The 26,254-nt window shown below is 33.0% G+C and carries 21 protein-coding genes and 1 pseudogene; 14 read left to right on the top strand and 8 right to left on the bottom strand.

The genetic code is table 11. The features are described 5' to 3' along the window. Nucleotides 1-9 precede the first annotated feature (9 nt). Both OPS21_RS05725 and OPS21_RS05720 read left to right on the top strand, forming a co-directional pair. A complete protein-coding gene (locus tag OPS21_RS05725; RefSeq protein WP_007302999.1) occupies nucleotides 10-237 on the top strand; it encodes a hypothetical protein in 228 nt (75 codons plus the stop codon). Nucleotides 238-257: 20 nt separating this feature from the next. Then, on the top strand, nucleotides 258-1,172 hold the full coding sequence (locus tag OPS21_RS05720; protein ID WP_265027600.1) for a patatin-like phospholipase family protein: 915 nt from the start codon (nucleotides 258-260) through the stop codon (nucleotides 1,170-1,172). A 95-nt stretch (nucleotides 1,173-1,267) separates the two neighbouring features. On the opposite strand, the gene wmk (OPS21_RS05715) is transcribed toward OPS21_RS05720, so the two are convergent. The 6 genes from wmk (OPS21_RS05715) to mutL form a co-directional block, all read right to left on the bottom strand. After that, the gene (gene wmk / locus OPS21_RS05715) at nucleotides 1,268-2,254 is read right to left on the bottom strand and encodes a WO male-killing family protein Wmk (RefSeq protein WP_264337053.1); all 987 of its coding nucleotides are present in this window, start codon (nucleotides 2,252-2,254) and stop codon (nucleotides 1,268-1,270) included. Nucleotides 2,255-2,300: 46 nt separating this feature from the next. Next, nucleotides 2,301-3,203, bottom strand: coding sequence for a WO male-killing family protein Wmk (gene wmk, locus OPS21_RS05710; protein WP_264337055.1), 903 nt, complete (start codon nucleotides 3,201-3,203; stop codon nucleotides 2,301-2,303). 77 nt (nucleotides 3,204-3,280) lie between these two features. Continuing rightward, nucleotides 3,281-4,474, bottom strand: coding sequence for a hypothetical protein (locus tag OPS21_RS05705; protein ID WP_265027599.1), 1,194 nt, complete (start codon nucleotides 4,472-4,474; stop codon nucleotides 3,281-3,283). Between the two features lie 170 nt (nucleotides 4,475-4,644). Beyond that, on the bottom strand, nucleotides 4,645-5,310 hold the full coding sequence (locus tag OPS21_RS05700) for a JAB domain-containing protein (RefSeq protein WP_015587821.1): 666 nt from the start codon (nucleotides 5,308-5,310) through the stop codon (nucleotides 4,645-4,647). 170 nt (nucleotides 5,311-5,480) lie between these two features. Then, nucleotides 5,481-6,419: a WO male-killing family protein Wmk gene (wmk, locus tag OPS21_RS05695; protein WP_264337056.1), complete on the bottom strand. Its 939-nt coding sequence runs from the start codon at nucleotides 6,417-6,419 to the stop codon at nucleotides 5,481-5,483. 68 nt (nucleotides 6,420-6,487) lie between these two features. Beyond that, on the bottom strand, nucleotides 6,488-8,284 hold the full coding sequence (mutL, locus tag OPS21_RS05690; protein WP_264337057.1) for a DNA mismatch repair endonuclease MutL: 1,797 nt from the start codon (nucleotides 8,282-8,284) through the stop codon (nucleotides 6,488-6,490). A 429-nt stretch (nucleotides 8,285-8,713) separates the two neighbouring features. On the opposite strand from mutL, the gene OPS21_RS05685 reads away from it, so the two are divergent. Then, a complete protein-coding gene (locus OPS21_RS05685; RefSeq protein ID WP_265027598.1) occupies nucleotides 8,714-10,354 on the top strand; it encodes an ankyrin repeat domain-containing protein in 1,641 nt (546 codons plus the stop codon). A gap of 184 nt (nucleotides 10,355-10,538) precedes the next feature. Here OPS21_RS05685 and OPS21_RS05680 read toward each other — a convergent pair whose 3' ends face one another. Beyond that, a complete protein-coding gene (locus tag OPS21_RS05680) occupies nucleotides 10,539-11,816 on the bottom strand; it encodes an IS4-like element ISWpi18 family transposase (RefSeq protein ID WP_264336305.1) in 1,278 nt (425 codons plus the stop codon). A gap of 138 nt (nucleotides 11,817-11,954) precedes the next feature. Here OPS21_RS05680 and OPS21_RS08085 point away from each other — a divergent pair. The 11 genes and pseudogenes from OPS21_RS08085 to OPS21_RS05625 form a co-directional block, all read left to right on the top strand. Then, a pseudogene (locus OPS21_RS08085) lies at nucleotides 11,955-12,116 on the top strand (ankyrin repeat domain-containing protein); the annotation flags it as partial. A 60-nt stretch (nucleotides 12,117-12,176) separates the two neighbouring features. After that, entirely contained in the window at nucleotides 12,177-12,899 is a 723-nt protein-coding gene (locus OPS21_RS05670) for an ankyrin repeat domain-containing protein (protein ID WP_406833380.1), read from the top strand. Nucleotides 12,900-13,018: 119 nt separating this feature from the next. After that, nucleotides 13,019-13,768: an NTP transferase domain-containing protein gene (locus OPS21_RS05665; RefSeq protein ID WP_264337059.1), complete on the top strand. Its 750-nt coding sequence runs from the start codon at nucleotides 13,019-13,021 to the stop codon at nucleotides 13,766-13,768. Nucleotides 13,769-13,893: 125 nt separating this feature from the next. Beyond that, nucleotides 13,894-14,847 (top strand): NAD-dependent epimerase/dehydratase family protein, encoded by a 954-nt coding sequence (locus OPS21_RS05660; RefSeq protein ID WP_264337060.1) that lies wholly within the window; start codon nucleotides 13,894-13,896, stop codon nucleotides 14,845-14,847. Next, nucleotides 14,804-17,131, top strand: coding sequence for a glycosyltransferase (locus tag OPS21_RS05655; protein WP_264337062.1), 2,328 nt, complete (start codon nucleotides 14,804-14,806; stop codon nucleotides 17,129-17,131). The genes OPS21_RS05660 and OPS21_RS05655 overlap by 44 nt, the downstream gene beginning before the upstream one ends. Continuing rightward, a complete protein-coding gene (locus OPS21_RS05650) occupies nucleotides 17,092-18,762 on the top strand; it encodes a WG repeat-containing protein (RefSeq protein WP_264337063.1) in 1,671 nt (556 codons plus the stop codon). Before OPS21_RS05655 ends, OPS21_RS05650 begins: the two co-directional genes overlap by 40 nt. Nucleotides 18,763-18,766: 4 nt before the next feature. After that, the gene (locus tag OPS21_RS05645) at nucleotides 18,767-19,756 is read left to right on the top strand and encodes a phytanoyl-CoA dioxygenase family protein (protein WP_264337065.1); all 990 of its coding nucleotides are present in this window, start codon (nucleotides 18,767-18,769) and stop codon (nucleotides 19,754-19,756) included. After that, nucleotides 19,757-21,532: an ABC transporter ATP-binding protein gene (locus OPS21_RS05640; RefSeq protein ID WP_264337067.1), complete on the top strand. Its 1,776-nt coding sequence runs from the start codon at nucleotides 19,757-19,759 to the stop codon at nucleotides 21,530-21,532. A gap of 1 nt (nucleotide 21,533) precedes the next feature. Then, nucleotides 21,534-22,583: a threonine aldolase family protein gene (locus OPS21_RS05635; protein ID WP_264337278.1), complete on the top strand. Its 1,050-nt coding sequence runs from the start codon at nucleotides 21,534-21,536 to the stop codon at nucleotides 22,581-22,583. Continuing rightward, nucleotides 22,580-23,623, top strand: a complete 1,044-nt coding sequence (locus tag OPS21_RS05630) for a threonine aldolase family protein (protein WP_264337068.1) — start codon at nucleotides 22,580-22,582, stop codon at nucleotides 23,621-23,623. The genes OPS21_RS05635 and OPS21_RS05630 overlap by 4 nt, the downstream gene beginning before the upstream one ends. Before the next feature lie 140 nt (nucleotides 23,624-23,763). Then, nucleotides 23,764-24,909: an MFS transporter gene (locus OPS21_RS05625; protein WP_265027596.1), complete on the top strand. Its 1,146-nt coding sequence runs from the start codon at nucleotides 23,764-23,766 to the stop codon at nucleotides 24,907-24,909. Nucleotides 24,910-24,925: 16 nt separating this feature from the next. Here OPS21_RS05625 and OPS21_RS05620 read toward each other — a convergent pair whose 3' ends face one another. Further along, a complete protein-coding gene (locus OPS21_RS05620) occupies nucleotides 24,926-26,233 on the bottom strand; it encodes a UDP-glucose dehydrogenase family protein (protein WP_264337070.1) in 1,308 nt (435 codons plus the stop codon). Nucleotides 26,234-26,254: the final 21 nt, after the last annotated feature.

The following is a 26,254-nucleotide window of genomic DNA, read 5'->3' as shown; positions in this document are numbered from 1 at the left end:
AGGAGAAACATGCAAAATCAAAAAATCCCAATTACAGTAATTATCACGTTATTAATACAAACAGTAGCATTTATATGGTGGTTATCCAAGCTAGACTCAAGGGTACAATTTCACGATAAACTTATTGAATATGGTTTAATGGAAAAAGTGTTAGTACTTGAGGAAAGGGTAAAAAATCTTTCTGAGGAATTGGATGAGTTTAAATTACACGTTCTAAGCGGAAAAATTAAATCTTAATACCTTTACCCAAATTCACAATGATTAAATATATTTTATCCGTTGATGGAGGTGGCATTAGAGGCATCATACCAGCCATTATTCTAGCAGAAATAGAGCAAAGGACAAGAAAACCGATAGCTGAAATCTTTGATCTTATGGCAGGGACCTCAACCGGTGGAATTGTTGTAGCTGGATTATGTAAAAAAGATAAACCTCAATATTCTGCTAATGATTTAGTCGAGTTCTATCGGGAATATGGACCATATATTTTCAAGTCTTCATTTTTTAGGCGATCAATATTATCTTGGTTTAACTGTGCACAATACCCATATAAAAATATTGAATTTGTATTGGACAAATATTTTGGTGATGATACTCTACAAAATACTTTAAATAATGTACTGCTTACCAGTTACGACATTCAGAATAATTGCCCATTTTTCTTCAAAAGCTGGAAAGAAGGTAATATTAAGCTGAAAGATGCACTCAGAGCTGCAACGGCTGCACCTACTTACTTTGCACCTAAATATCTTAAAATCAACCACAAGGAAATGGTATTAGTGGATGGCGGGGTATTTGCAAATAATCCAGCGGCTTGTACATATGCAAGTGGTAAGAGGTTATTTCCAAATGATGATATTCTACTGTTATCGATAGGTACTGGAAGAACAGATAGAAGCATAGAGTATGCCAATTCAAAGAGATTTGGAAAAATAGGCTGGATAAAACCTTTGTTAAATGTGATGTTTGCCTCTGGATTGGACTGCGTAAATTATCAGATGAATCAAGTAATAGGCAATAGATACGTAAGAATACAATCGCAATTGAAGCTAGCGTCGGCTGACATGGATAACATTACATCAAAAAATATCAAATCTCTTCAACAAGAGGCAAAGGCAATGATAGAGGACAATCAGAAATTAATAGATAAACTTTGCGATTTCATATCTTAATTTATACCAAGCAAAATTCAACTGAGCCAAAAAAGTTGGTTAGCAAATTCTGTTGGTTAAATCATTAACTAATTTTACTTATATCTTAAACACATTCAATTTTCACACTCACCCAACTCATCAGCAGTTAGGCCACTTGCTCGCACAATAATATCAATAGCAACACCTTCCTTAACTAGATCTTTTGCAATCTTGATTTTCTCTGCTTTTTTAACCTTTTCTTTACCAGTTTGCATTCCTTCAGATAAAGATCTGGCTACCGTATTCAGTAATTCTTGATCCTCAATTTTTTCGCATTTACCTATAAACCCAAAAACTGGCTCATTTTCATATTCTGTTAGTCCAAGAGCTTTAATGTTAACTGATAATGTCTTTGCTATCTTATATAATATTTCAATTGGAATGTCTGTATATCCTCGTTCATAGTCGTGTATTTCTTTAGGTGTTGAACCAATTTTATTTGCCAAGTCCTCCTGAGTGTATTCCCGTATTAATCTCTGCTCTTTTATCCTTTTCCCCACTTTGTAGAGTATAGAATCAGTACAAATTTCTTTCTCTATATCATCATATTCATAAGTAGATAAGCGAGTCACTTGGGAAATAATATCAACTGAAACTCCTTCTTTAACTAGATTCTTTGCTACTTCTATTTTCGCTTCTTCTTGGCTAATTTTCTCGCTAATATATACAAACCTTACTAATGGATACAGCTTCTTGCGTAATTCCTGATCCTTAATTTCTCTATGTATTTTTGTTAGATAGACTATTTCTTTATCCTCATCTTCATACCAACTGTTTTCTCTTAGTACTGTTGGTCCTGGAAGTAGATCTATAACATTGACTGACAATGCTCCTGCTATTATATACGATTCTTTGATTGTAATAGCCTTGCACCCTAGTTCAAAGTTATGTATTTCCTTATGTGTTAAACCAATTTTTCTTGCTAATTTTGCCTGAGTATACCCTTGTACTATCCTACAACCTTCTATTTTTTTCCCCAGCTCGTAGCTTGCTGAGCCAATATGCTCTGAATTATCATAGATAAATCCTCTAAAAGCTGTTTTTCCTACAGAAGCAAACATATATTCTATCACAAAAAAATCCACTATTGGCTAAGTTTTTATGAAATCACAAAAATTTCTCAATCATATAATTTGATAAGCCTGTCGTTTGCAAGATAATATCAACAGAAATTCCTTCTTTCACTAAATTCCTTGCAACTTCAATCTTCTTTTCCTCTCTGACCTTTTCTCTACAAACATGTATACCTTCAAATAAAGACTTGATTAGCATATCGCGTAATTCCCGGCTCTCAATCTTTTTGTATTCTCCTATCAAATTTGATAGCTTTTCTTCCGCTTCTTCATCTGATTCGGGAAGCAGATCTATGATGCTGATTGATAATACCTTTGCTATTTCATCTAACATTTCAAGTGAGACAGCAGCTCTCCCTTGTTCATACTCGTATATTCCTTGATTTGTTATGCCAACTTTATTCGCTAAATCTTTTTGTGTATATCCTCGTATCAATCTCCACTCTTTTATCCTTTGCCCTACTTTGTATGGAACCGAAATTTTGTTCTCCTCATACTCACCAATAGATAAGTTAGTTGTTCGAGAGATAACATGAGCAGAAACTCCTACTTTCATCAAACCCCTTGCTACTTCTATTTTTACCGCTTTTCTGCTTCTTTCCTCACTCAAACGAATAAATTTGGTTAATAAATAAAATACCTCGCTTAATTCTTTATCCTTATACCCCTTTACTAAATTTAATATTTCTTCATCTTCAAAATATCTTTTTTCATTTGTTAGCGTCTCTCCACAAACTAAACCTTTAACATTTACTGATAATGCTTCTGCTATAGCATATAATTTCTTAATTGGAATTTTACGACTCCCTTTTTCATATTGCAGTATTGCCCAGTACTTTACACCAACCTTCTCCGCTAAATCCTTCTGAGTATACCCTCTCTCTAACCTCCAACTTTTCACTTTTTGCCCTACCTCACAGTCTAGACTTTTTTCCATACAAAGAACCATACATATAATATTTTCTACTATAGCTCAAAGGCTCCAGTAAACTCTGGAACCTTAAAATAAATGAATTAAAGTTCCCTAAAGGTTTCTTTACTATCTCCACATACCCTATTTACCCATGAAGACAATACTTCATCATTGCCAATCTCTTTTATAGCATACTTTTCATTCCATATGCCACATCTAGTGAAATTACCTTTCTCTACTGCTTCTTGAAGTTTCACTCCCCCAAAAAGGCAATTTTTTCCAATTTCTTCTCCTCTTTCTTGTAATTTAGACCATATTTCCTTATTTTCTACTCTTACTTGTACTTGATCATATTTTTTTACATCGTGGTACAATATAATATTTAGCTTACCAATGCTTGTAGGAAATTCTAACATGACAGAGCTGCCATCTGAAATATCGGTATAGTTTCTTATACCTCCCTTCTCACTTTTAACCTCAACTGCATCATTACCAATTTTTAAAATATTACTTCCTAACTCTCTCAGTATTTTAGCTACCTCTACCTTACTATTCCCAGAAAATTCTATATACGATGTTGTATTATCTATCTCAACATCTATTAATTCTCCTTCTTGCACAGCATTTTCGCCAGCTTCCTCTAGCTCTTCTAGTTGCTTATCTATCTGTGGCTGAACTTCTGGTTGTAACTCATTATAGATTTCACCTATCAGTTTATTCTGCAATAAAGTATTATGAAACTCTGCACCACTTAGCATTAGCTTCCGCATTATCTTTTTTCGATCACTTTGTTCTAACTTATGAAAATGTGTACCCAATACTACATATTCGGCAAAGCTCCATTCCCCATCATTACACGCATTTATTCTCATTCCAGTAGCTAGTGCTTGATCTACAACTTTGTATAGTTCACTTGCGCTTTTTGCTTCTACCACTCCACTCTTAAACCAGCTCAACTTTTCACTTTCGCTTATACTTGGCTTTATTTTTTGCAAGGCGGAGGTAAATGGATTTTTATCTTCTTGATCACTTGCAGGTTTTGTGCCATAAACATAGTCAAATCCTTTCCCACAGTTGATTTTGTTTTCGCGAACTTCTCTACCAGGGAAAGGTGCTATTTCCTCAGGCTTTTTAGCCTTATTAATTTTGCTTACAAAGGTGGATTGCTCCTTAGTACGACCTATTCCTACAATAGCATTTAACACCTCACCTTTTGATAATCTATCAAGATCAATGTTTAACTCGTAAGTACCTCCTTCTTGATCATCAAAAGGTACAATTATTTTATTACTCATATTAGCCTCCGCTATTAAATATACTTTACTAAGTCTACAACCGACTTTATTACTTTATTATTAACTTAATATATATTTTCTCATTAATTATAAGTAACAATTAATGTGCTTGCAAATATTTTCTTCATTCAAGTAGTTAAACAACTCATGAAAATCTTCAAATATCTGCTTTATAACAGTCCTTGCTCTTTAAAGCTAAAATACCCAACACTTGTGATGATAATGTGATCCAGTAACCTAATCCCTATAGTCTGACAAGCTTTAGCCAAGTCTTTAGTTACAGCTTCATCCTCATCAGATGGCTTTAACCTTCCTTCTGGGTGGTTATGCGATATTATTATTGACGTCGCTTTTCTTATTAATGCCTTTCTTGTTACTTCTCTTATGTAAAAAGGTACCTTATCCACTGTACCAGTGAACACTTCTTCCCACTTTAAACGGCACTTTTGATCAAAATATATTATTTTCATCTTTTCCTCCTCTGAATAGCCAATACTAACCCTTAAATATTTTACTATGGTTTCCAAGTTATCCATTACAGGTCCTTTCTTTAACTCTTCTCTTGGTACTCTCTTTGCAGCTTCCTTTAGACATAAAATTACTGCTACTGTAGAGTCAGTTATCCCTTCTATAGTTTTCAAGTCATCTATTTCCTGACCTAAAATTCCTCCTATTCCAAAACTATCTATTAGCTTTCTAGCAATAACTCGAGCTTCTTCCCTGTCATGCACTGCACTTAGAAACGTTTCTATTACTTCACGATCAAGTAGAGCTTTACCGTTGCTTTCTAATGCTCTGAACTCTATTTCTTCTCTACGATCTTTCTTATTATTCATAAAAATTACCCTTCACTAATAACAAAATGTTTTTATATATTTACTGCTGTTTTTTTGTCAGCATTGGCATAAAGCCATAGCTTTTGAGTGAAGTCAAATCAATTTCTCAATCTTTTTTACTTATTTTTTCATCAAAAAGTAAAGATATTAATAGATACTGATTTTTTATTTTAAATTTGTTGAATTTCGTCTAAAGAGATGCCCACTTTTTTTAAAATAATATTGATAGAAATTCCTTCCTTAACTAAATTCTTTGCAATTTTCATCTTTTCTACTCTCTTCACTTTCTCTTTGCAAACTTGTATGCTTTCAAACAGAGATTTTATTAGTACATTACGTAGCTCTTGGCTTTTAATCTTTTTATATTCTTCTATTAACCTTGATAGCTCTGCTTCACTATTCTCATTTTCTGTTGTTTCTGGAAGCAGATCTGTAATATTAATTAATAGTACCTTTGCTATTTCATCTAACATTTCAAGTGAAACAGCAGCTCGTCCTTGTTCATATTCATATATTCTTTGATTTATTATGCCCACTTTACTTGCTAAATCTTCTTGAGTGTATCCTCTTCTCAACCTCCATTCTTTTATTCTTTGACCTACTTTATACGGAATGGAAATTTTTTTCTCATCATTATCATATTCATCAATAGATAAACTGGTCGTTTGAGAGATAACATGAGCAGAAACTCCTTCCTTAACTAAACCCTTTGCCACCTCTATTTTTACTGCCTTTCCACTTTCTTCTTCACTAATACGGATGAATTTAGTTAATAAATAAAACGTTTCACGTAATTCTTGATCCTTAATCTCTTTATGTCTTCTTACTAGATTCAGTACCTCCTCTTCCTCATACCTTCCCTCATTTGATACTTCTTGTCCGCAAGCTAGATCTCTAGCAGTTGTTGATAATGCTTCTGCTAATTCATATAACTTCTTAATTGAAATTCTGCGTGTTCCTTTTTCATATTGCAGTATTACCTGATATGTTGTTCCGATTTTTTTTGCTAAATCTTTTTGAGTATATCCCTTTGCTAATCTACGATTTCTTACTTCCTGTCCTATCACTTTGTAATCTAAAAAATTAGAGCATTTATTCTCTTTTTTCAAATTTTATACTCCATAATCAGAAGAGCTGTTACGTATACTTAATTGGCAACCTTTTTGACAAACTGAACTCATCTCCTTTCAAACAATTTTTCTATATCACTTAGTTTCATTTCTATATAAGTTGGTCTTTCATGACCAGAATATGGAGTTTTCTCAATTTGTCTTAGTATCTCATTCATCTCTTCCAATTTCATTTTTCTTCCTGCTCCATGGCAAGCGATTGTGGCTGATATTTTATTCACCTTATCCTCTATTGGCAACGTATCTTCCATTTCCATTAACTTATCTACTATATCAACTAGCATCTCTTTTATATCTATTGTTCCCAAGATTGCAGGTATTTCTTTTATCGTTACTTTATCTTCTGATTGTATTTCAATATCAAAACCCATTTCAAAAAGCTCATCTTTATAAGTTTTAACCATCCCCATTCCAGCTTGGTTTTTAATTTCAACTGTTTCAGGAAGAAGTTTTTGTCTTTTTATGCTTGATTTTTGTTTTAAGCACTCATAGATCAACCTCTCATGAGCTGCGTGCTGGTCTACTATAATTAATTTGCCTTTAGCCTCAGCAATAATGTAAGTATTGTAGACCTGACAGCGTGCATATCCCAGAGGATAATCCTCTATTAAATCAATTTGCTTCCTTTCTAAAACCATCGTTCCCTTTTGGGGTGGAGATTCTCCATATTTAAACGTTTCTGGTAAGCTTTGCCTTCTTTCATCTGGTGCATTGAATTCTTTCATTAGACGATTTTCTAAAAGACTTGGTCTCTTTTCATAAAACTCTTTTTGATCTTTTTTCTCTTGACTATCAACCTGCTCTTGGCTTTTACTATCATTAAAAATTAGCTCCTCTTCAATACCTTGATCACCCACTGCAAATCTCGTTGATAGTGTTTTTATTATCCCTCTTCTCACTATTTCATATATTAGCCTTTTATTCTGAAATCTTACTTCCGATTTATTTGGATGCACATTTACATCTACTTGGTCATATGGTACTTCTAAATGCAACACTGCAAAAGGATACCTCCCACTTGGAATAAAGTCCTGATACGCATATCGAATTGCACCAATAAGTAGATTGTCTTTTATTGGCCTTCCATTAACAAACGTATAAATCTGAGTTGAGTTGCCACGATTGACATTAGGTTTACAGATGTGTCCCTTAAGTTTGATGCCTTCTTCTTCCTCTTTAACTTCCAGTAAATTGCTTTGAAATTCTTCTTCTATTTCACATAATCTGTTGAACAGCGAAGTTTGCTTAACATATTTTAAGAGCTTTTTATTACCAGAAGTGAGAGTAAACCCAATACTATAATTAATCATCGCTAAGTTATTCACAATATCAACAATACTTTGTGTTTCTGCCCTTTCGGTTTTTAGAAACTTTAGTCTATTTGGTGTAGCAAAAAATAAGTCACGAACTTCAATATATGTACCTTGCAACAAAGAACAAGGGGTAATCTCTCTTATTTTTTCTCCTCCCTCATACCTTATAGACCATGCTTCCTTTGCTCCACTTGCCTTAGACGATAATTTCATTCTGCTTACTGCTGCAATTGAAGGTAAAGCTTCTCCCCTAAACCCAAGGTGCTTGATTTCTATTAACTCACTATCGCTTAATTTTGAAGTGGCATGCCTCATAAATGCTAGTTCTAAGTCGTCCTTTTCTATTCCATTTCCATCATCTGTCACAGTTATAAGGTTACGTCCACCACTTTCTATTTTGATCTCTATCTCTGAACTTCCAGCATCTATTGCATTTTCTACTAATTCCTTTACTACACTCGCTGGCCTTTCTATTACCTCTCCTGCTGCTATACGATTTATAGTTTTTGTGTCTAAAAGAATTATTGCCATATTTTCAACTCTCAGTCTGATCAGTTTAATATCAATTAAAATCAGATTGTCTATTAAATTCTATTCTAAGCCCTTTCATGAAGATCATTAGAATTATGTATAATTATTAATGCTTTTTAAGTGGATTTCCTATTGTTCTTTCTAAGTTCCTTGGTGCACGTAACGATTATTCTTTAAAAAGAATATTGGCTACTGAGAAGAATGAAGACATCTTCATCAGAGAAAAAAGGGGCAAAAAACAGAGAAATTTGATGTAGCTACTTAAGGTAGGTGTCTCTATTGCAGCTGAGACAGCTGATCACCCATGATCAAATAAAAAAGTTATAAGTACACAGATTGGATTACAGTATCTTTTTTAAGAAGAAGATTTATCTTGCTTAAAAACTTGTAGATACTATATTTTACATAAATTCTTCATGCGAGGCCTTTATGTTTACTAATAGAATATCTAATAATCTGGATCAGCTACAATTTTTTGTAGAGTTTTTAAATGAAAATTATGAAACTCAGAAACATCTTAGTCTTACACCACTACATTTAGCAGCAGGAAATGGTCAGTTGGATTTAGTCAACACTTTATTAGGAGAGGGTTTAGATATTAACTCAGAGATTAAGTACGATGGCTTTACGCCACTGTATTTTGCAATTGCAAAAAATCGCTTAGAGATGGTTAACTTTCTTATTGCTCATGGAGCAGATGTAAACCATAGGGCCATTCTAGGCTTTACACCTTTAAGTTTTGCATCCCAGCAAGGATATTTAGATATAGTCAACACCTTGATTGCAAATGGAGCAGATCTTAGTACTAAAACAGATAAACTTAATACACCTTTACACCTAGCAGCAGAGAATGGTCATCTAGATATAGTAAATGTTTTTATTGAAAAGGGGTTAGATGTTAATGCTGTAAATAATGATCGAGCAAGACCTTTGCATTCTGCAGTACAAAATGGTAACCTCGAAGTAGTTAAAGCTCTTATTTCACAAGGGTCTGATATTAACGCTGGATCTTCAGGCATAGGTAATCGTAAAGTTGATGCAAACATTACACCCTTACATCTGGGAACACAAACTGGTAGGTTAGATATAGTTAAAGTTCTGCTTGAAGCGGGAGCAAACGTTAATGCAAAAACAGATGATAAGATTACACCTCTACATTTAGCGTCTCAAAATGGCTTTTTAGAGTTAGTAGACATTTTACTAAAGGCAAAATCTAATGTTAATGCTAAGGATTATGAGAATCTTACACCTCTACATTTAGCAGCAGAACGTAATCACTTTGGAGTAGTTAAGTCTCTTCTTCTCGTAAAGGGAATTGATGTTAATGCTAAAGGCCACGATAATTCCACAGCTTTACATATAGGATCTCAGAATGGTCACTTAGAAGTAGTGAAGCTACTAATAGAGAAAAAAGCCAATGTTAATGCTAAAAAAAACGAAGGTTTTACACCTTTGCATCTAGCAATTCAGCAAAGTCATTTCGAGGTGAGTGATTTTTTAATTAAAAATGGAGCAAACATTAACACCGTGGATGATCAGAATTGGACTCCTTTACATAATGCAGCATATAATGGTTTTTCTTTAAAAATAGTAGAGAGCTTAATTGCAAAAGGAGCAAATATAAATGCAAAGATGGATGATGGTAGAAGAGCTCTACATTTGGCAGCAGAACATAATCGCTTGGAAATAATGAATTTCTTGATTGAAAATGGAGCAGATATTAATGCTCTAGATAACAGAAGTTGGACTCCTCTACATTGTGCAGCATATGATGGTAATTTAGAAGTTGCTAAATCTTTGCTTGATAAAGGAGCAGACATTAATGCTAAAACAGTTAAAAGTACTACACCTCTACACTTTGCAGTAGACCATGATCATTTAGAGGTGGTTGAATTGCTCTTAGAAAAGGAAGGAGATATTAATGCTTTAGATCACACAAATTGGACTCCTTTACATTTTGCAGCAGAAAAAGGTTATGATCAGATAGCAACCGTTCTATTGAAACATGGTGCTGATGTAAATGTAAAAGAAAATCAAAATAAAGGCACAGCCCTACATCACTGCCATTAAGTTAAGGGAAAGAGAAGTTAAGATTGGACAAAAAATTTGAAGTGATTGATAATTATGGTAAATACTAGGGTGAATTTTTAAGAAAAGGGAGTCTGAAAAGTGCAAGTTATTTAAAAAAGTAATAATTGCAGGTTATTTTGCAAAGAATGTACTAATGCAATGATACTGAAAAGATATCTTGAATTTAAAACACATGTTTTCTAGCTCTTTTCTGGTAGTTGAGTGAACGAATATCAGATATCTTATGACGATCAACTCTTCTCCCTTTTCTCACCACTAAAGTGTTCATCAAAAATAACTGTGATAGTCGATCCATAATGCAGTCTATGTCTGACTCTGTAGAAAAAATATCAAAGGCTAAGTTTTTAATCGCATTAAATGAGACAGATTTATTGATGCTTTTTTTTAGTTTACTATTCTGTGCGCTCAATGTCTCTTCATCATCTTCTATCATGATACTTTCTAGATTACTGATGAAGATAGTTGACCAAAAATCCTGCTTGATAGTTTCAATACTTTTTCCTGTGAAATTCTCTAAATTTAATCTTCCCTTCAGCCTAGAAAAAAATGTTTCTACTCCCCAGCGCAAGTAATATAATCTCTCAAACTCTTCAACTGTAAAACGTTTCTCATCTAACAGAGATGTTACTAACACTTCAACTTCGCCAGAAGAAAGTATTATTTTGACTAACCTGAATTTCATCTCATCAGGTAATCCTAGCTTTCGTAGCTGTCTTGCTACTTTAATAGGTGCGGTAGACACTACCACCGTACTAGATGGGCTTTCCGGCTTAAACATAGCGTTTATTTCATTGAAAGACGAACTTGAACAGCGAATTATATAATTGATTTTCCTTCCTGTAAGCTCAGCAAGAAATCGATAAGATACGTATCCTCTATCACAGATTAACAAATCGTCTGATTTTATGGATTCAAGCATACCGATTGCTAAATCAACCTCATAGCTGTCACCTCTACTTAGCACAGATTTTATTGCAATATTATTTAGCACATCGTAGCAAACTTCAAAGGTTGCACTTGTATAGTCTTCAAATCTCTGGATTCCATTCCATACTGCTCTTGAGCCAAACTCACCTATTATTTTGTCGCTCTTTGGCAGAATCAGTATTGAAGCATCAAATGCAAGTACTCTGAAGCCATGGTGGGTTTTAAATTCCTGATCTTGGTAGTATAGGGAAACTATATCATCATTTAACTCTGAAAACGCAGTATGCTTTAGCTTCTTTCTTGCTTGAGTAAATGCACTTGCCGTAATTGTATAATCTTTTCTTGTATGCAGAACAAACTCATTAAGCATCACTTGTAATGACTTTACACTCTTTCTAAAAATCAGGAGAAATACATTAACGAAGGGCAGCTTTCTTTTTCGTGAGAAGTCTTTTGAGGATGCTCTGTGTGCGTTTATAAAGTTTAAACTCATCAATTTATTTTTTATAAACATGATTATTCTTTTTTTTACTCATGTCATTACTTCTTTTAATTTGTGGATCTTACCTGATTTTATAATACAGTTCATCACTTTTCCTTAACTTAATGGCAGTGAGCCCTACATCTTGCAGCTCAATATGGTCATCCTAAGGTAGTTAAAACTCTTATTATAAATGGAGCGGATGTTAATGCAAAAATGGATAAAAATGCTACGCCTTTACACTTAGGGGCACAAATTGGTAATTTAGATATAGTTAGGTCTCTACTTATGAGCGGAGCATACTTTAATGCTAGAGCTGAAGGAGGTAGATATGTTTTACCATTACACTTTGCAGAAAGAAGAGGAAACCCAGAAGTTATAAAATTACTAAAATTGACTGAGAAGTTATTTAAGGCTATAGAAGATAATAATTATTTAGGAATTGAGAGTTCCATTAGAGATGGAGCAATCATTGATTCGAAAAACGTGGATGGAAGAACGCCATTACATTATGCTGTTAATAATGGGCACATAAAAGTTGTAAATATCTTGCTAGCAAATGGAGCTGATGCTACTAAAGTTACTAACAAAGGTAATACACCATTACACACTGCTGCTTCCAAAGGTCATAAAGAAATTATTGAAGCTTTGTTACAACGTGTAAGCCACAATAAATTGAGTGATTTTATTAATGCTAAAACAATAGTTAAAGGCACTACATCGTTGCATGTTGCTACTGAAAATAGCTTTTTCGAAGCTGTAAAATCTTTGTTGAAACATGGTGCAATTTATAACATCAAGAATAAAGAAGGTAAAACACCACTTGATCTTTCTCGAGACCAGAATATTACTAACCTATTGAAATTAGTAGAAGAGCTATTTGAAAATGCAAAAAATGGTAATGTTGAAATTATCAGTAAGCTGAGAGCAATAAAACCCGATGAGCGCGTAGCTGTAACAAATGCTCGTGATGATCAAGGCAAGTCATTAGTCCAGGTTGCAGTAATCAATAAACACTCAAACCTTGCAAGTAGATTATTAGAAATATTAAAAAGTCCAGATCAGAGTTTACAAGATGTCAGCGTAGAAAATCGAGTAAAGAGTTTAAAGTTATAGCTTTCTTAAATGAAACTCTAATGAGGGTGCCAAGATCTAGAAAATATAAAAATTACAGTGGGCTTTACATCTTACTAATTATGAATTAACTTACTACCTAATCAATTCCTAAGTTATGTATGAGTAAAATTTTGATAATATTAGCAGCAGGAAAAAGCAGTAGAATGAATTCTGAATATCCAAAAGCGTTGCACCAAGTGGGAAATCTTACTCTTTTAGAACATATAATTTCTAATGCAAAATCGCTGAGTCTAAAAAGCTTATCAATTGTTGTTAACAACTCCCTTCTAAAAGATTTAGAAAACTTTGATACCCTAAAAAGTATAATCGATCAATACAATATAAAACTAATAATTCAAGAAGATATTACAGGTACTGGCACTGCAGTTAAAATTGCTCTAGAAAATCTGGAGGAGTTATCTGATCAAGACATAGTTTTAATACAGTATGGAGACACTCCTTTTATATCTAGTGATACAGTTATGAAAATGACTGATTGTTTAAAGTATAATAATTTAGTTCTTCTTGGATTCAATAGTCAAGATGAACAATATGGAAGATTAGTAATTGATAATTACGGCAATGTTCAAAAAATCCTAAAAAATGGAGATAAAATGCTTCTTGCAAACTCTGGAATAATAGTTTCATATGCTAAAGATCTTTTTACCTTAGTAAAAGAAATAAAATTCAATAATTCGACCAATGAATATTGTCTTAATGATATAGTGCCGATTGCAGCAACCAATAACTTGAGTGTAGGTTATGTAGTTTCTGATGAAAGAGAAGCAATGGGAGTAAATAATAAGGAGGATTTGATTAAAGCCGAACACTATTTTCAAGAAAGAAAGCAGCCAACTTTCATTTCATAACTACATTTTTTTATTCATTAATTTAAGTTGACATTTGTTTTATACTGGTTTTATAATACCTTTTGATTCTTACTTGTAAGATAATTGGTACGATAAATTTTCCTAGTTGTAGTGAGAGGGTGTACATGGGGATATTAATAACAGGTGCTGCAGGTTTGATAGGGTCGACCTTGGTGAAAAAGTTAGAAAACCAGGGCCATGAAGTAATAAGCTGTGATATTAGGTTTCGCAACAATCCACTCAGTTTTTTTTCAGAAGATATAGTACCACTACTTGCTAAGTGTACAGGAATTATTCATCTGGCTGCAATTTCTCGAGTTATACATGGTGAACTTTATCCTGAACTGTGTCAAAAAATTAATGTTGATGGTACAATGCAGTTTTTAGGGTTATGTAATTCACTTCCAAATAAACCGTGGTTTATATATGCAAGTAGTAGGGAAGTCTATGGAGAGCAGAAGGAACTGCCAGTTACAGAATCTGCTAGTATCGATCCAATAAATAATTATGCAAAAGGTAAAGCATTTATTGAGGAACAAATAACAAGTTCAAAAGATTTTAATGTAGCAATATTACGCTTTTCAAATGTATACGGTGGTTTACTAGATCATAACAGTAGAGTAATTCCTGCACTCTGTATTAATGCATTAAGAGGTGATCCAATTAAAATAGAAGGTAAAGAATGTGTTTTTGATTTTACCTATTTGGATGATGTTATAGAGGGTATATGCTTAACTGTTAAATATTTACAAAGCGAAAAATCTTCTCTTCCTGCTATTCATCTTACTACTAATAGCCCATGTACTTTAGAAAACTTAGCAAAAACAATATTAAAAGTCACGAAAAGTGATTCTAGAATTGATTTTTATCCTCCAAGAAATTTTGATGTAACTAAGTTTCATGGTGATTTTACTAGAGCTAAAGAGCTACTTGGTTGGTCTCCAAAACATTCATTAGAAGTAGGATTAAGTAAATTTATAAAAAGTCTACAAAACAATACACAAGAATATCCTAACAATATAGATATGGTAATATATGAAAATATTAAAAGTTATTCATGGTTACCCTCCTTATTATAGTGCTGGTTCAGAGGTTTATAGCCAAACTCTTGCTCATGAACTAGCAAATAACAATGAGGTACAAGTATTTACTAGGTATGAAAATAGCTTTTTACCTGATTTTTATTACACTACAGTCCTAGATAGTAGTGACTCTCGAATCTTACTGCATTTAATTAATATACCCACAGCTAAATATCGTTACAAATTTATCAATGAAGAAGTAGATATACAATTTAAAAGAGTAATAGATAACTTTCAGCCAGATCTTATACATTTTGGTCATCTTAATCATCTATCAATTACTTTACCAGAAATTGCTTTTAAAGAAAATATACCTACAATTTTTACGCTACATGACTTTTGGTTAATGTGTCCAAGAGGAAGGTTTATTCAACGCAATTCTGAAGATTTGTTACGGCTTTGTGATGGACAAAAGGATCAAAAATGTGCAACTCAATGTTACAAAGGATATTTTACAGGAGATGAAGAATTCCTGAATTTAGACATAAATTATTGGGAACAATGGGTTGCAACTAGAATGAAGCACACAAGGAAAATAATAGACTATATAGATTACTTTATTTCCCCATCAAAATTCTTGATGGATAAATTTACTCAGGATTTTAATGTTCCGATAAACAAAATTTCTTATCTTGATTATGGTTTTGATCTCAATCGTCTTAAGAATAGAAATAGAGCACAAGAAAAAGAGTTTATTTTCGGTTATATTGGTACTCATACTCCCGAAAAAGGTGTTAATCTATTATTGAAAGCTTTTTCTCACTTATCATCTAAAGCAAAACTTAGAATTTGGGGAGCAGCAAGAGAAGAAACTAAAGCTTTAAAAGCAATTGCCGATCAGTTTTCACCTGTTGTTAAAGAAAGAATAGAGTGGATGGGAAGTTATAATAATAAGAATATAGTTACTGACGTATTTAATAAAGTTGATGCAATAGTCGTTCCTTCAATTTGGGGTGAAAATTCACCGTTAGTAATACATGAAGCACAGCAACTTAGAATACCAGTTATAACAGCCGATTATGGTGGTATGGCAGAATATGTAAGAGATGGACTATTATTTAAGCACAGAGATGCAAGTAGTTTGTCAGAAAAAATGCAAGTCCTATCTACAAATCAGGAGTTATACAATAAACTTACCCAAAAAGGCTATCCTTATACTGAAAATGGAAATATACCTTCTATAAGTGAGCATACTGAAAAACTTAACAAGATTTACCGCGATGCTATTGAAAAGAAAGGCAAATCAGTAGCTGTTAAACCCGGTCCTTGGAGAATTACTTTTGATACTAATCCAGATTACTGTAATTTTGCTTGTATAATGTGCGAATGTTTTTCACCATACAGCAAAGTTAAAGAAGAAAAAAAAGCTAAAGGAATAAAACCTAAGATACTGTCGATAGAAACTATCAGAAAAGTAATTAAGGAAGCAGCTGGAACACCTTTAAGGGAAATCATTCCTTCTACTATGGGTGAGCCTTTAATGTATAAAAGCTTTGATGAAATAATCAATTTGTGCCATGAGTTCAGCCTTAAGCTTAACCTCACAACCAATGGTTCTTTTCCTATTAAAGGAGCTAGAAAATGGGCTGAACTATTGGTACCAATTTTATCTGATGTTAAGATTTCCTGGAATGGGGCAACTAAAGAAACTCATGAAAGAATCATGAAAGGTTCAAAATGGGAAGTAGTGACAGAAAACTTAAAAACTTTCCTTGAAGTTAGAGATAAATACTTTAGCGATACAGGTGAAAGGTGTACCGTTACTTTACAATTAACATTTTTGGAAAGTAATTTACATGAACTCTATGACATAGTTAAGATGGCCATAAAAAACGGCATAGATAGAGTTAAAGGACATCATCTTTGGGCACATTTTGAGGAAATTAAGGATCTATCTATGAGAAGAGATGAGTTAGCAATTAGTAGATGGAACACGGAGGTGAGAAGGTTATACGAACTTAGAGATAATATGCTATTGCCAAATGGTAAAAAGATAAAATTAGAAAATTTCACAATCCTTTCTCAAGAAGGTATTAAGGATTTGGCTCCAGGTGGTCAATGCCCATTTTTAGGTAAAGAAGCATGGATAAACAATGAAGGAAAGTTTAGTCCTTGCTGTGCTCCAGATGAACTCCGTAAGACATTAGGAAATTTTGGTAATGTTAATGAGGTTAAACTCGAGGAAATATGGCAGAGTAGTGAGTACCTAAGCTTACAAAAGAATTATTTAAATTACAAATTATGCAAAACATGCAACATGAGAAAACCTTTGATCAATTAATCAAAGATAATCTTAAATCTATTAAAATTTCACCGTGTGAGAGTTTTCACGAATTACTAGGAAATCCTTTGTATGAAAATAGGTTTATAAAGGTTGGTAAATTTCATGAGCCCGGTCTTGCACCGGTTTATGATCAGACAGGTGCTTATCATATCAATGTGAGAGGAGAAGCAGTTTATCATCATAGATTTCTAAAAACTTTTGGATTCTACTTTAATAGAGCGGCCGTAGAGGATGATACAGGGTGTTACCATATTGATTCATCTGGATGTAGAGTATACAAACAGTCGTATCAATGGATTGGAAATTATCAGGAAGATGCTTGTGTAGTTAGAAGACATGATAAATGGTTTCATATTAATTTAAATGGCAACAGGATTTATCAGGAGGAATATGATTATGTTGGAGATTTTAAGGATGGTATCGCTGTAGTCTATAAGGATGGTAAAGCTACACATATTAATCATCATGGAAAGTTAGTACATAATAAATGGTATAAAAAACTTAATGTTTTTCATAAAGGGTATTCTATTGCAGAAGATCAACATGGTTGGTTTCATATAGATATTAATGGTGATCCTGTTTACCAGCAGAGATTTAAAATGGTAGAAGCATTCTATAATGGGATGGCAAAAGCTGAAACTTTTGAAGGTGTGTTAGGACAAATCGATATTACCGGAAATGTAAAGTTTAATATTGTTGATTTAGGTAAAGAATCTCAAGTGCATAGGATTTCTGCAGAACTTTCAGCCTTTTGGAAAACGTACCTAACAAACGTTGCTATTGAACTTGATTTGTTAAATATTTTACCTGCAACTATGCCAGTTTTATCTAAAAAGTTAAACATTATCGTACCAAATCTAGAAAGGCTGTTAAGGGCGTTGTGGGAAATAGGGTTTATTGATTACGATAAGGACTTATGGAAACTATCATCAAAAGGTAAGTGTTTTAAGGAAATACCATTTTTGCCAAAAGCAGCAACAATGTGGGCAAGAGTTGCCGCTGAAAAGAATTGGTTAAATATTGCCGATATACTAAAACAGAAATCTATCTCTTCATTTGAATCTTTTAAGGAAAGAGAAGCATCAGAAGATAAGAAAATAGCATTTTACCAAGCATTGCTAGGATATTCTAGGTTTGATACTAAAGAGTTTAATTCTAGGATTAATATAGATGGTGCTAAGAATATATTGCTATTTGGTGTACACTCTTTATTTCTTGCTTATTCTGATATACACAATAAAGGTTCTATAGGCCTATATAACGAACATAAAGTACCAAGACAGTTAGTAGAAAATTTAAAAGTCAAACTTATAACTCAGGAAGAACTATCAGTTACAAATTATGAATTAGGTGTCTTTTGCCGCTTTCTACAGCACTATGATGATGATAAAGTATTGTCTTATTTAAAATTGGTCAAAGGAATATCTCGTATTTTATTGATAGAAACTATTTTAGATTACCGCTCTCCAACTGGAGGCTCTGTAGATATTAATGTAATGGTTGAAACAGGAGGTAAACTAAGAACATTAAACGATTGGGAAAAAATACTCAAACAAGTAAAAGGATTCAAAATTTTTGCTGTTTTACCTTTAACAGATTACTTATCAGTTATTGATGTTAGGTGTTAATCACATGGAAACATTACAAAAAAATGGTTTTTTTATTATCAAAAATCTGGTTCCTTTAGAGCTAATAACTCAGTCTTTAAGTGATATAACAAATAAGATATCAAAGCTATCCCAAGAACTAAGTGTTTCAACTTCTGACTACTTAAACTGTACCGGCAGATGGGGCACGTCATCTCGAGTAACTAGAATTATCTCTCAAGTATTAGATGAAATTATTAAAATTTACCTTGAAAAGTCACTTCAGTGTCAGATACTGCAGAAAAAATCAAATGTTATATGTAAAACTGCTGATTTAATAGATGCAGTTCCCTTCCATCAAGACATCTCCTATAGTTTCAATGATCCTTACCACTTTTCTGTTTGGTTGGCTTTGAATAATGTAAGTGAAACTTCAGGTGCACTGCAAATTATAGAAAACAGTCATAAATGGGAAATACAGCCTTTAGTTGATTTTTGGTACCCATATTTTTTTGATCAATACTCAAATAACCAAGAAAATTACAAAATTAAGTCACTACCTATTTCAGCAGGAGATGCGATAGTTTTTGATTCACGGTTATGGCATGGTAGTGATAAGAATACAGATGCTAAAGATAGATTTGCTTATGTAACAAGGTGGATTGTAAAAGATCAAGATCTTCCCTATGTGCCAAAACCTCAGCCTTCAGTTTTTGGTATACTCAATTGTGGTGAGTTAACAGAATCTATACTGAGAGAATGCTTGTCATTATTTTGCTACCAGGAAAGTATAAAAGTAAAAAACATGGAAGAACTTATCAAGAGCTGGTTAGCCTTTATTACAGACACAACTACAAATATTTCTGAGATCGACACTACTGAGGCTAAGCGAGATTTATATAAGCTACTTATTCTGAATCAAGCATCAGCACTACATGATGCTGGAGACATCTCAGGAAAAATATACAAAAATTTATGGTTTTCACTACTTGTATTTCTCAATAAAAAAGTCAACGTAGTGGAGCTAGCATTGTAAATGAACAGAAGTAGAGTTGATAGCTTCAAATGTGTATTGATGTTCATCCTGAATATAGTATCCAAATTCAAACTTAATGTACTTATAATGTCTTTAGTTGCCCTGGTGGTAGCTGTTGATTTGTCTGTTAGAAAGTATTTAGTAAAAAATATTCTCGATACAGCTGTAAAATATCAGGAAGGTAATGTAATTGAAAATCTTTTATTACCTGTAAGCGCTTATCTTGGTATGGCATTACTTATCACTACTGCTTTTAGATTCTATGGCTATTTTGTTGACATTCGAATGTTTACCTTAATGCGTCAAAAGATAGCTGATATGTCTTTTTGTAGGCTACTCCAGCAAGACCATTCCTATTATCAGAACAATTTATCTGGAAGCTTAGTACATAAGGTCAGTAACTTAATGGACAGTGTGATAGAGTTAATAAGATTGCTTATAGATTGTTTTTTCGGTTACAGCATAGCATTAGTCTTAGCTATTTATACCTTATCATTAGTAAACATAAAATTTGCAATCGCTACATTCACTTGGGTAAGCGTTTTTATTTTAGTATCGATTTTCAGCTTTCGTGTACTTACTGAACTAGCTGATAATTACTCTAAACAAAATTCACAAGTAATAGCTAGTATAGCAGATAGTATTTTAAATGTTATATCAGTAAGGTTATTTTCTCAGCAAGCACATGAGAGACACAAATTTTTTCAAATATGCAAGAAAAGAACTATTGCAGAGAGAAAATTACAATGGGCATACTTTTGTCTTTGGTTTATATATGGCTATTCATTTGATATACTCCAAGCAGTAAACTTGTATTTTTTAATTTATGATTATCAATTGAACAAAATCGCAATAGGAGATATTGCTCTTGTACTTGGAATTAATATATCGATCATAGAGTTTCTTAACCATCTAACTAGGAATCTTACGCAATTTTCTACTCATTTCGGCAAAGTTTCAGATGCATTGCCAATCTTGACTACTGTACCAGAAATTCAAGATAAGGAAAATGCTAAAGAATTAAATTTATTAAGTGGAAGAATAACGTTTAATAATGTTTCTTTTTCTTATGAAGGTCAGGAGCCATTATTTCAAGATTTCTCAGTTACCATTAATCCTTGCGAAAAAGTAGGTCTAGTTGGTTATTCTGGAGGTGGTAAATCTACTTTTATAAACTTAATCCTAAGGCTATTTGATGTTAAAAAAGGTAATATACAGATTGATAATCAAATAGTATCAGAAGTTACACAGAGTTCTTTGAGGCAACAAATATCTGTAATACCTCAAGACCCATTGTTATTTCATGATACTATTTTAGCAAATATCATATATGGTAGACTTCAATCTACTATCGCAGAAATAATGAGAGCTGCAAAGCTGGCTGGTATTCACGATTTCATTATGACTCTACCAGATCAATATGGAACTACAGTCGGAGAAAAAGGCATCAAGCTATCTGGAGGAGAAAGACAAAGAATAATAATAGCAAGGGCATTTTTAAAAAATGCTCCAATATTATTTCTTGATGAACCAACTAGTCAGTTAGATTCTATAACAGAAAAAACAATTCAAATGAGTTTATTCAAATTGATGAAAAATAAAACTACGATTACTATAGCACACCGTATTTCTACACTTTTACACATGGACCGAATTCTAGTATTTAACAAAGGAAAAATTGTCCAAGATGGTAAACACGCTGAATTAGTTTCTAAGCAAGGTCTTTACAAGGAACTTTGGAATGCTCAAATTGGTTGTTTGAATGGCAAAAAATAAGATGGAAAAAATTATTGATCTGAGAAGTGACACTACAACTCTGCAGAGCTCCAACGTTATACATGCAATAAGTAATGCAACTGTTGGAGATTTTGCTTATGGTGAAGACAAAAGCTGTAATGACTTATCAGAATATTGCAAACAATTATTCAAAGTAGAAGAAGCATTATTTGCAACCAGCGGTATGCTTGCAAATAGATTAGCCATTGCCAGTCAAACAAGTCCTGGTGATGAACTAATAACTCATTATAATTATCACGTTAATTTTTTCGATAGCGCAGGCAATGCAAAAGTAAATAATATCGTATTTAATTGTATTAGAAATAATAGCGGAATCTTAGATGTTGATGAAGTAGAATATGCTATTAATTCTAAGCCGAGGTATAAAATTTTTGCTCAGGTGAGTCTTGTTTCTATAGAAAATAGTATAAATGGGTTTAATGGTAAAATTTATCCTTTTGAAAAACAAGTCGAGTTATATCACTTTTTAAAAGCTCACAATGTAAATCTTCATTTAGACGGTGCAAGAATATTTAATGCTCATATCGAAACAAATATTGCTTTAGCAGATTATGCTAAATATGTGGATACAATGAGCTTTTCTTTTACTAAAGGACTTGGCGCTCCTTTTGGTTCAATGCTTATGGGTAAAAGAGAGATAATTGAAAGGGCTAAAAAGCTACAGGTTTGGCTAGGTAGTGGTTATCATCAGATAGGGTATTGTGCTAATGCAGCAAAATACGTACTACAGAATAATATCTCTAGGCTTAAAGAAGATAATAAGCTCGCTAAATTACTTGCAGATAAGATTAAAGAAATTCCACACATAAAACTGGTACTACCTTATCCAGAAACTAATATAGTAAGCTTTAGTATAAAAGCACTAAATGTAACTAATGAGGTTTTCTTGAGTAAGTGCCAAGCTTATGGTTTATTGCTTTTTCCTTGGCTCGAGTCTCATATAAGAGCAGTTACCCATCTTGGCACAAAGGAAACAGACATCATGAAAGCTGCTGAAATTATAAAGGAGGTTGTGTTAAATTTAATATGAGAGTAAAAATAGATTTCTTTAGCGATTCAAACACTGACCCTTCAGCTAAAATGAGGGAAGCGATGGCTAAAGCAAAAGTTGGAAACGAAGCTGCATGTGAAGATCCAACTGTGAACGAATTAGTGGCAACCGCATGTAAAATATTAGGTAAACCTGCAGGAATCTTTTTGATTTCAGGAACGATGTCCAATGTAATTGCCTATAAAGTACACATTCAAAGACCTGGTGATTACTTGCTCCTTGATGAAACTTCACATCCACTCATAGTACAATCTGGCTTGATCGCAGCCCAGGCACATGCTACTCCTTTGCCCATCAAAGGTACGAGAGGAATATTTACTGGAGAACAAATTGTTGAGTTTATTACTCGTCCTAGTTTAAGAAATATTCCGAGAGTTGGGCTTGTTTCTATCGAACAAACGACAAATTTTGGTGGTGGAGCTGTGTGGCCTTTAGAATATATTCAAGAGATCTCAAGTCTCTGCAAAGAGAATGACGTATTCACTCATTTAGATGGAGCAAGACTGTTCAACGCTTGTGCTCATACTAAAATATCTCCAAAGGAGTATGCAAGTTATTTTGATTCGGTATTCATTGATTTTAGTAAAGGATTAGGTGCTCCAATGGGCGCAATATTGCTTGGAAGTGAAGAGTTTATTGAAAAATCTTGGTACTATAAGTTTCAAATTGGCGGAGGTATGCACCAAGCTGGCATTATTTCAGCTGCATGTTTATATGCTCTACGTAATAATGTAAATTCTTTAGAAGAAGATCATAAAAAAATGCAGCACCTTATAGAAGGCCTAGACTCCATAGATCAAGTTATAATTGATATCGACCTATATAAAACTAATATAGCGTATTTTTCATTACGTACTAATTGTATATCTACTCAAGAATTAATAAACGTACTAATGACAAATTATGGAATTAGAATGGCTAACATCAAAGGTAAAATCAGAGCTATAACACATAGAGATATAAGCTATGAAGATATTAATGCTACTGTATCTGCTATAAGAAAGATACTAAGTAAGTAATTTTCTGCACTAATTGTTTGCAAACTTCTTGTCAAACAATATTATACCAATATAGTATTATGCTAGCATCTGCATAGAGCTATTTGGGAATAGGTGTGAACTTTGTCTTCTTTCAATATTTACTATTCTTCTGTGGATATATGCTGCTTTATTTATCAAGACAAAGTATACCAATTGCTCTACCACTGTTAATAGATACTGACCATGTAAAATTAAGCTATTTTTTTGCCTGCTTTTCTTTTTTTTATGGAGTATCAAAATTTGTTAATGGAATAATCATGGACTCCAAAAATAATCCATTATTTATGTTTGGGCTATGCAATATTGCAACTGGATTATTAACCATTGGTATAACTTTATCATATAATAATCTAACTTTATTACTGTTAACATTAATATTATTAGCTTGGACACAAGGGTTAGGTTGGCCAGCTATTACCAAGTTTATGGTTACAAACTCTAGCATCTCTTCAATTGCATCATCATGGGGAGTTATGAGCGCATCTCAGCAACTTGGTTCTTGTATTACTTTAATTGTATTACCAAGTATAATTAAAATATATGATGCAAAAAGTGCATTTTTGTACTCTGGTTTCTTATGCTTACTTTTTGGAATTTATATAATATTAAAGGCATATTACAAAGAAAGTGCCAACTTTATTACCTATTATAAGGTGCAGAAATCTCAAATAGGTATCAAGGTAACAAGTTCCATATGGTTTCTATGTTGTGCTACTTTTTGTGCTTATATTATAAAAATGGGAATCTTCTTTTGGTTTCCTATAATTTTAAAGAATAAATTACAAATTTCTCTTGTACAATCCTCACTAATAACAGGCGTATATGATTTAGGTGGAATCCTTGGAACTTTAATAACAGGAAGAATTAGTGATATGTACTTCTTTCAAAATAGAAGCTTGCTGGCATCACTTTATATGTTGGGTATAGCACTCACTTTTATTGCAATGAACTTTGGTCAAAACATAATTCTTATAAACCTTGGTGCAATCTTATCAGGATTCTTTATATTTGGAGTGCAAGTACTGACAGGTGTTATAGCTGTAGAAATTGCTCCACAAAATAATGTATGTGCAATTGTAAGCTTAACAGGATTATTTGGGTATATTGCAAGTTCAATATTTTCATGCGTGCTCTTAGGAGTACTTGTTAAGCACTGTGGTAACAGTATTATGTTTTCATTTTTTTCCATTTGCTCTGTTGTTGCACTCGTTTGCTTTTCCATACTATCAAGCAAAGATCTAAAAAAACTAAGTAAAGCGGTGTAAAAAAATTTCTCAACAGTTAAACTTTGTAGATAGATTTTTTACCCAAAGAATAAACATGGTAACCATATCTTAGTAATAGCTCGCTATCTAATAAATTACGGAAATCAAAAACATTAGGTGCAGCCATAATACTCTTTAAACTTGCAAAATCTTGATTTTTAAATTCTTTCCACTCCGTTAACAATAACAAGGCTTCCGCGTCCCTTGCAGCCCCTATAGCATTGTCCGCGTATTCTATATCCTTTAGAACTTGCCTAGCATTATCCATCCCCATTGGGTCATATGCAGTAATTTTAGCCTTGTTATTCACTAACAATTGTGCAATATCTATAGCTGGGCTATTTCTTACATCATCAGTACCAGACTTAAAAGTTAGCCCCCATATTGCTATTTTTTTATTTTGGACTCCATTTAATACATATTCTACCTTTTTAGCAATGTTTGTTATATGATTATAGTTAGATTCCTTAACTGAATTTAAAATTTGTAGCTTGACATTGTGATCTTCAGCAAGCCTTATTAAAGCTGACAAATCTTTAGGAAAACATGATCCTCCAAATCCTGGACCAGCTTTGAGAAATTCCTTACCTATTCTATGGTCCATTCCCATACTGTTAGCTAAAAGGTCAATGTCTGCTCCTAATAGCTCACATAAACCTGCCATCTCATTGATAAAAGCAACCTTTGTTGCTAGAAAAGCATTAGAAGCATATTTAATCATTTCAGCAGTAACTGTATCAGTGACCATTAACGGAATATTCTTATCTATAAATGATTTATATATAACTTCTAGTTTTGCTCTAGCTAGCTTAGTTTTTACTCCTATTATTATCCTATCTGGGTATAAAAAATCTGATACTGCAGAGCCTTGCTTGAGAAACTCTGGATTAACTCCTAAATCAAAATTATAGCCCTTATTAGATAAATAATTATGTATATTTTCTGCAGTACCAGGAGGAACAGTTGACTTTATCACTATTAAGCAATCTTGATTAACTCTCTCAGAAACTTCACTTACTGCATTATATACATTCTGTAAATTTGCATTTCCTAGGGAGTCTGATGGAGTATCTACAGTTATAAATACTACTTCTGTATTGGGATTTATTTGAAAATACGAATCGAAAAATCTTATCCTTTGTGACTTTATATTATTCTCTAAATAATCTGCTAATCCAGGTTCATATAGAGGAATTTTCCCTGATTTCAAAAGTTCAATCTTCTCAGTATTTATGTCAATGCAATCAACTTTATGGCCCTGCTCCGATAACATTGTACCAGATACTAATCCTACATACCCTACTCCTATAATAGTTATGTGCATTTTATTATCACCTTAAAAATA

Source organism: Wolbachia endosymbiont (group B) of Chorthippus parallelus, assembly GCF_947251815.1.
Lineage (GTDB): Bacteria > Pseudomonadota > Alphaproteobacteria > Rickettsiales > Anaplasmataceae > Wolbachia.
Note: the sequence above shows the minus strand (reverse complement) of the source record. Positions and strands in the feature narration are given on the sequence as shown.

Bases quoted from the DNA above. Each gene is read 5' to 3' on its own strand.
- mutL (WP_264337057.1), bottom strand. From the start codon at position 8,284: ATGGCAATAATTCTTTTAGACACAAAAACTATAAATCGTATAGCAGCA.
- OPS21_RS05665 (WP_264337059.1), top strand. From the start codon at position 13,019: ATGAGTAAAATTTTGATAATATTAGCAGCAGGAAAAAGCAGTAGAATG.
- OPS21_RS05680 (WP_264336305.1), bottom strand. From the start codon at position 11,816: ATGTTTATAAAAAATAAATTGATGAGTTTAAACTTTATAAACGCACAC.
- OPS21_RS05700 (WP_015587821.1), bottom strand. From the start codon at position 5,310: ATGAATAATAAGAAAGATCGTAGAGAAGAAATAGAGTTCAGAGCATTA.
- OPS21_RS05720 (WP_265027600.1), top strand. From the start codon at position 258: ATGATTAAATATATTTTATCCGTTGATGGAGGTGGCATTAGAGGCATC.
- OPS21_RS05705 (WP_265027599.1), bottom strand. From the start codon at position 4,474: ATGAGTAATAAAATAATTGTACCTTTTGATGATCAAGAAGGAGGTACT.
- wmk (WP_264337053.1), bottom strand. From the start codon at position 2,254: ATGTTTGCTTCTGTAGGAAAAACAGCTTTTAGAGGATTTATCTATGAT.
- OPS21_RS05650 (WP_264337063.1), top strand. From the start codon at position 17,092: ATGCAAAACATGCAACATGAGAAAACCTTTGATCAATTAATCAAAGAT.
- OPS21_RS05630 (WP_264337068.1), top strand. From the start codon at position 22,580: ATGAGAGTAAAAATAGATTTCTTTAGCGATTCAAACACTGACCCTTCA.
- OPS21_RS05645 (WP_264337065.1), top strand. From the start codon at position 18,767: ATGGAAACATTACAAAAAAATGGTTTTTTTATTATCAAAAATCTGGTT.
- OPS21_RS05640 (WP_264337067.1), top strand. From the start codon at position 19,757: ATGAACAGAAGTAGAGTTGATAGCTTCAAATGTGTATTGATGTTCATC.
- OPS21_RS05655 (WP_264337062.1), top strand. From the start codon at position 14,804: ATGAAAATATTAAAAGTTATTCATGGTTACCCTCCTTATTATAGTGCT.
- OPS21_RS05685 (WP_265027598.1), top strand. From the start codon at position 8,714: ATGTTTACTAATAGAATATCTAATAATCTGGATCAGCTACAATTTTTT.
- OPS21_RS05620 (WP_264337070.1), bottom strand. From the start codon at position 26,233: ATGCACATAACTATTATAGGAGTAGGGTATGTAGGATTAGTATCTGGT.
- OPS21_RS05725 (WP_007302999.1), top strand. From the start codon at position 10: ATGCAAAATCAAAAAATCCCAATTACAGTAATTATCACGTTATTAATA.
- wmk (WP_264337055.1), bottom strand. From the start codon at position 3,203: ATGGAAAAAAGTCTAGACTGTGAGGTAGGGCAAAAAGTGAAAAGTTGG.
- OPS21_RS05625 (WP_265027596.1), top strand. From the start codon at position 23,764: ATGCTGCTTTATTTATCAAGACAAAGTATACCAATTGCTCTACCACTG.
- OPS21_RS05660 (WP_264337060.1), top strand. From the start codon at position 13,894: ATGGGGATATTAATAACAGGTGCTGCAGGTTTGATAGGGTCGACCTTG.
- OPS21_RS05635 (WP_264337278.1), top strand. From the start codon at position 21,534: ATGGAAAAAATTATTGATCTGAGAAGTGACACTACAACTCTGCAGAGC.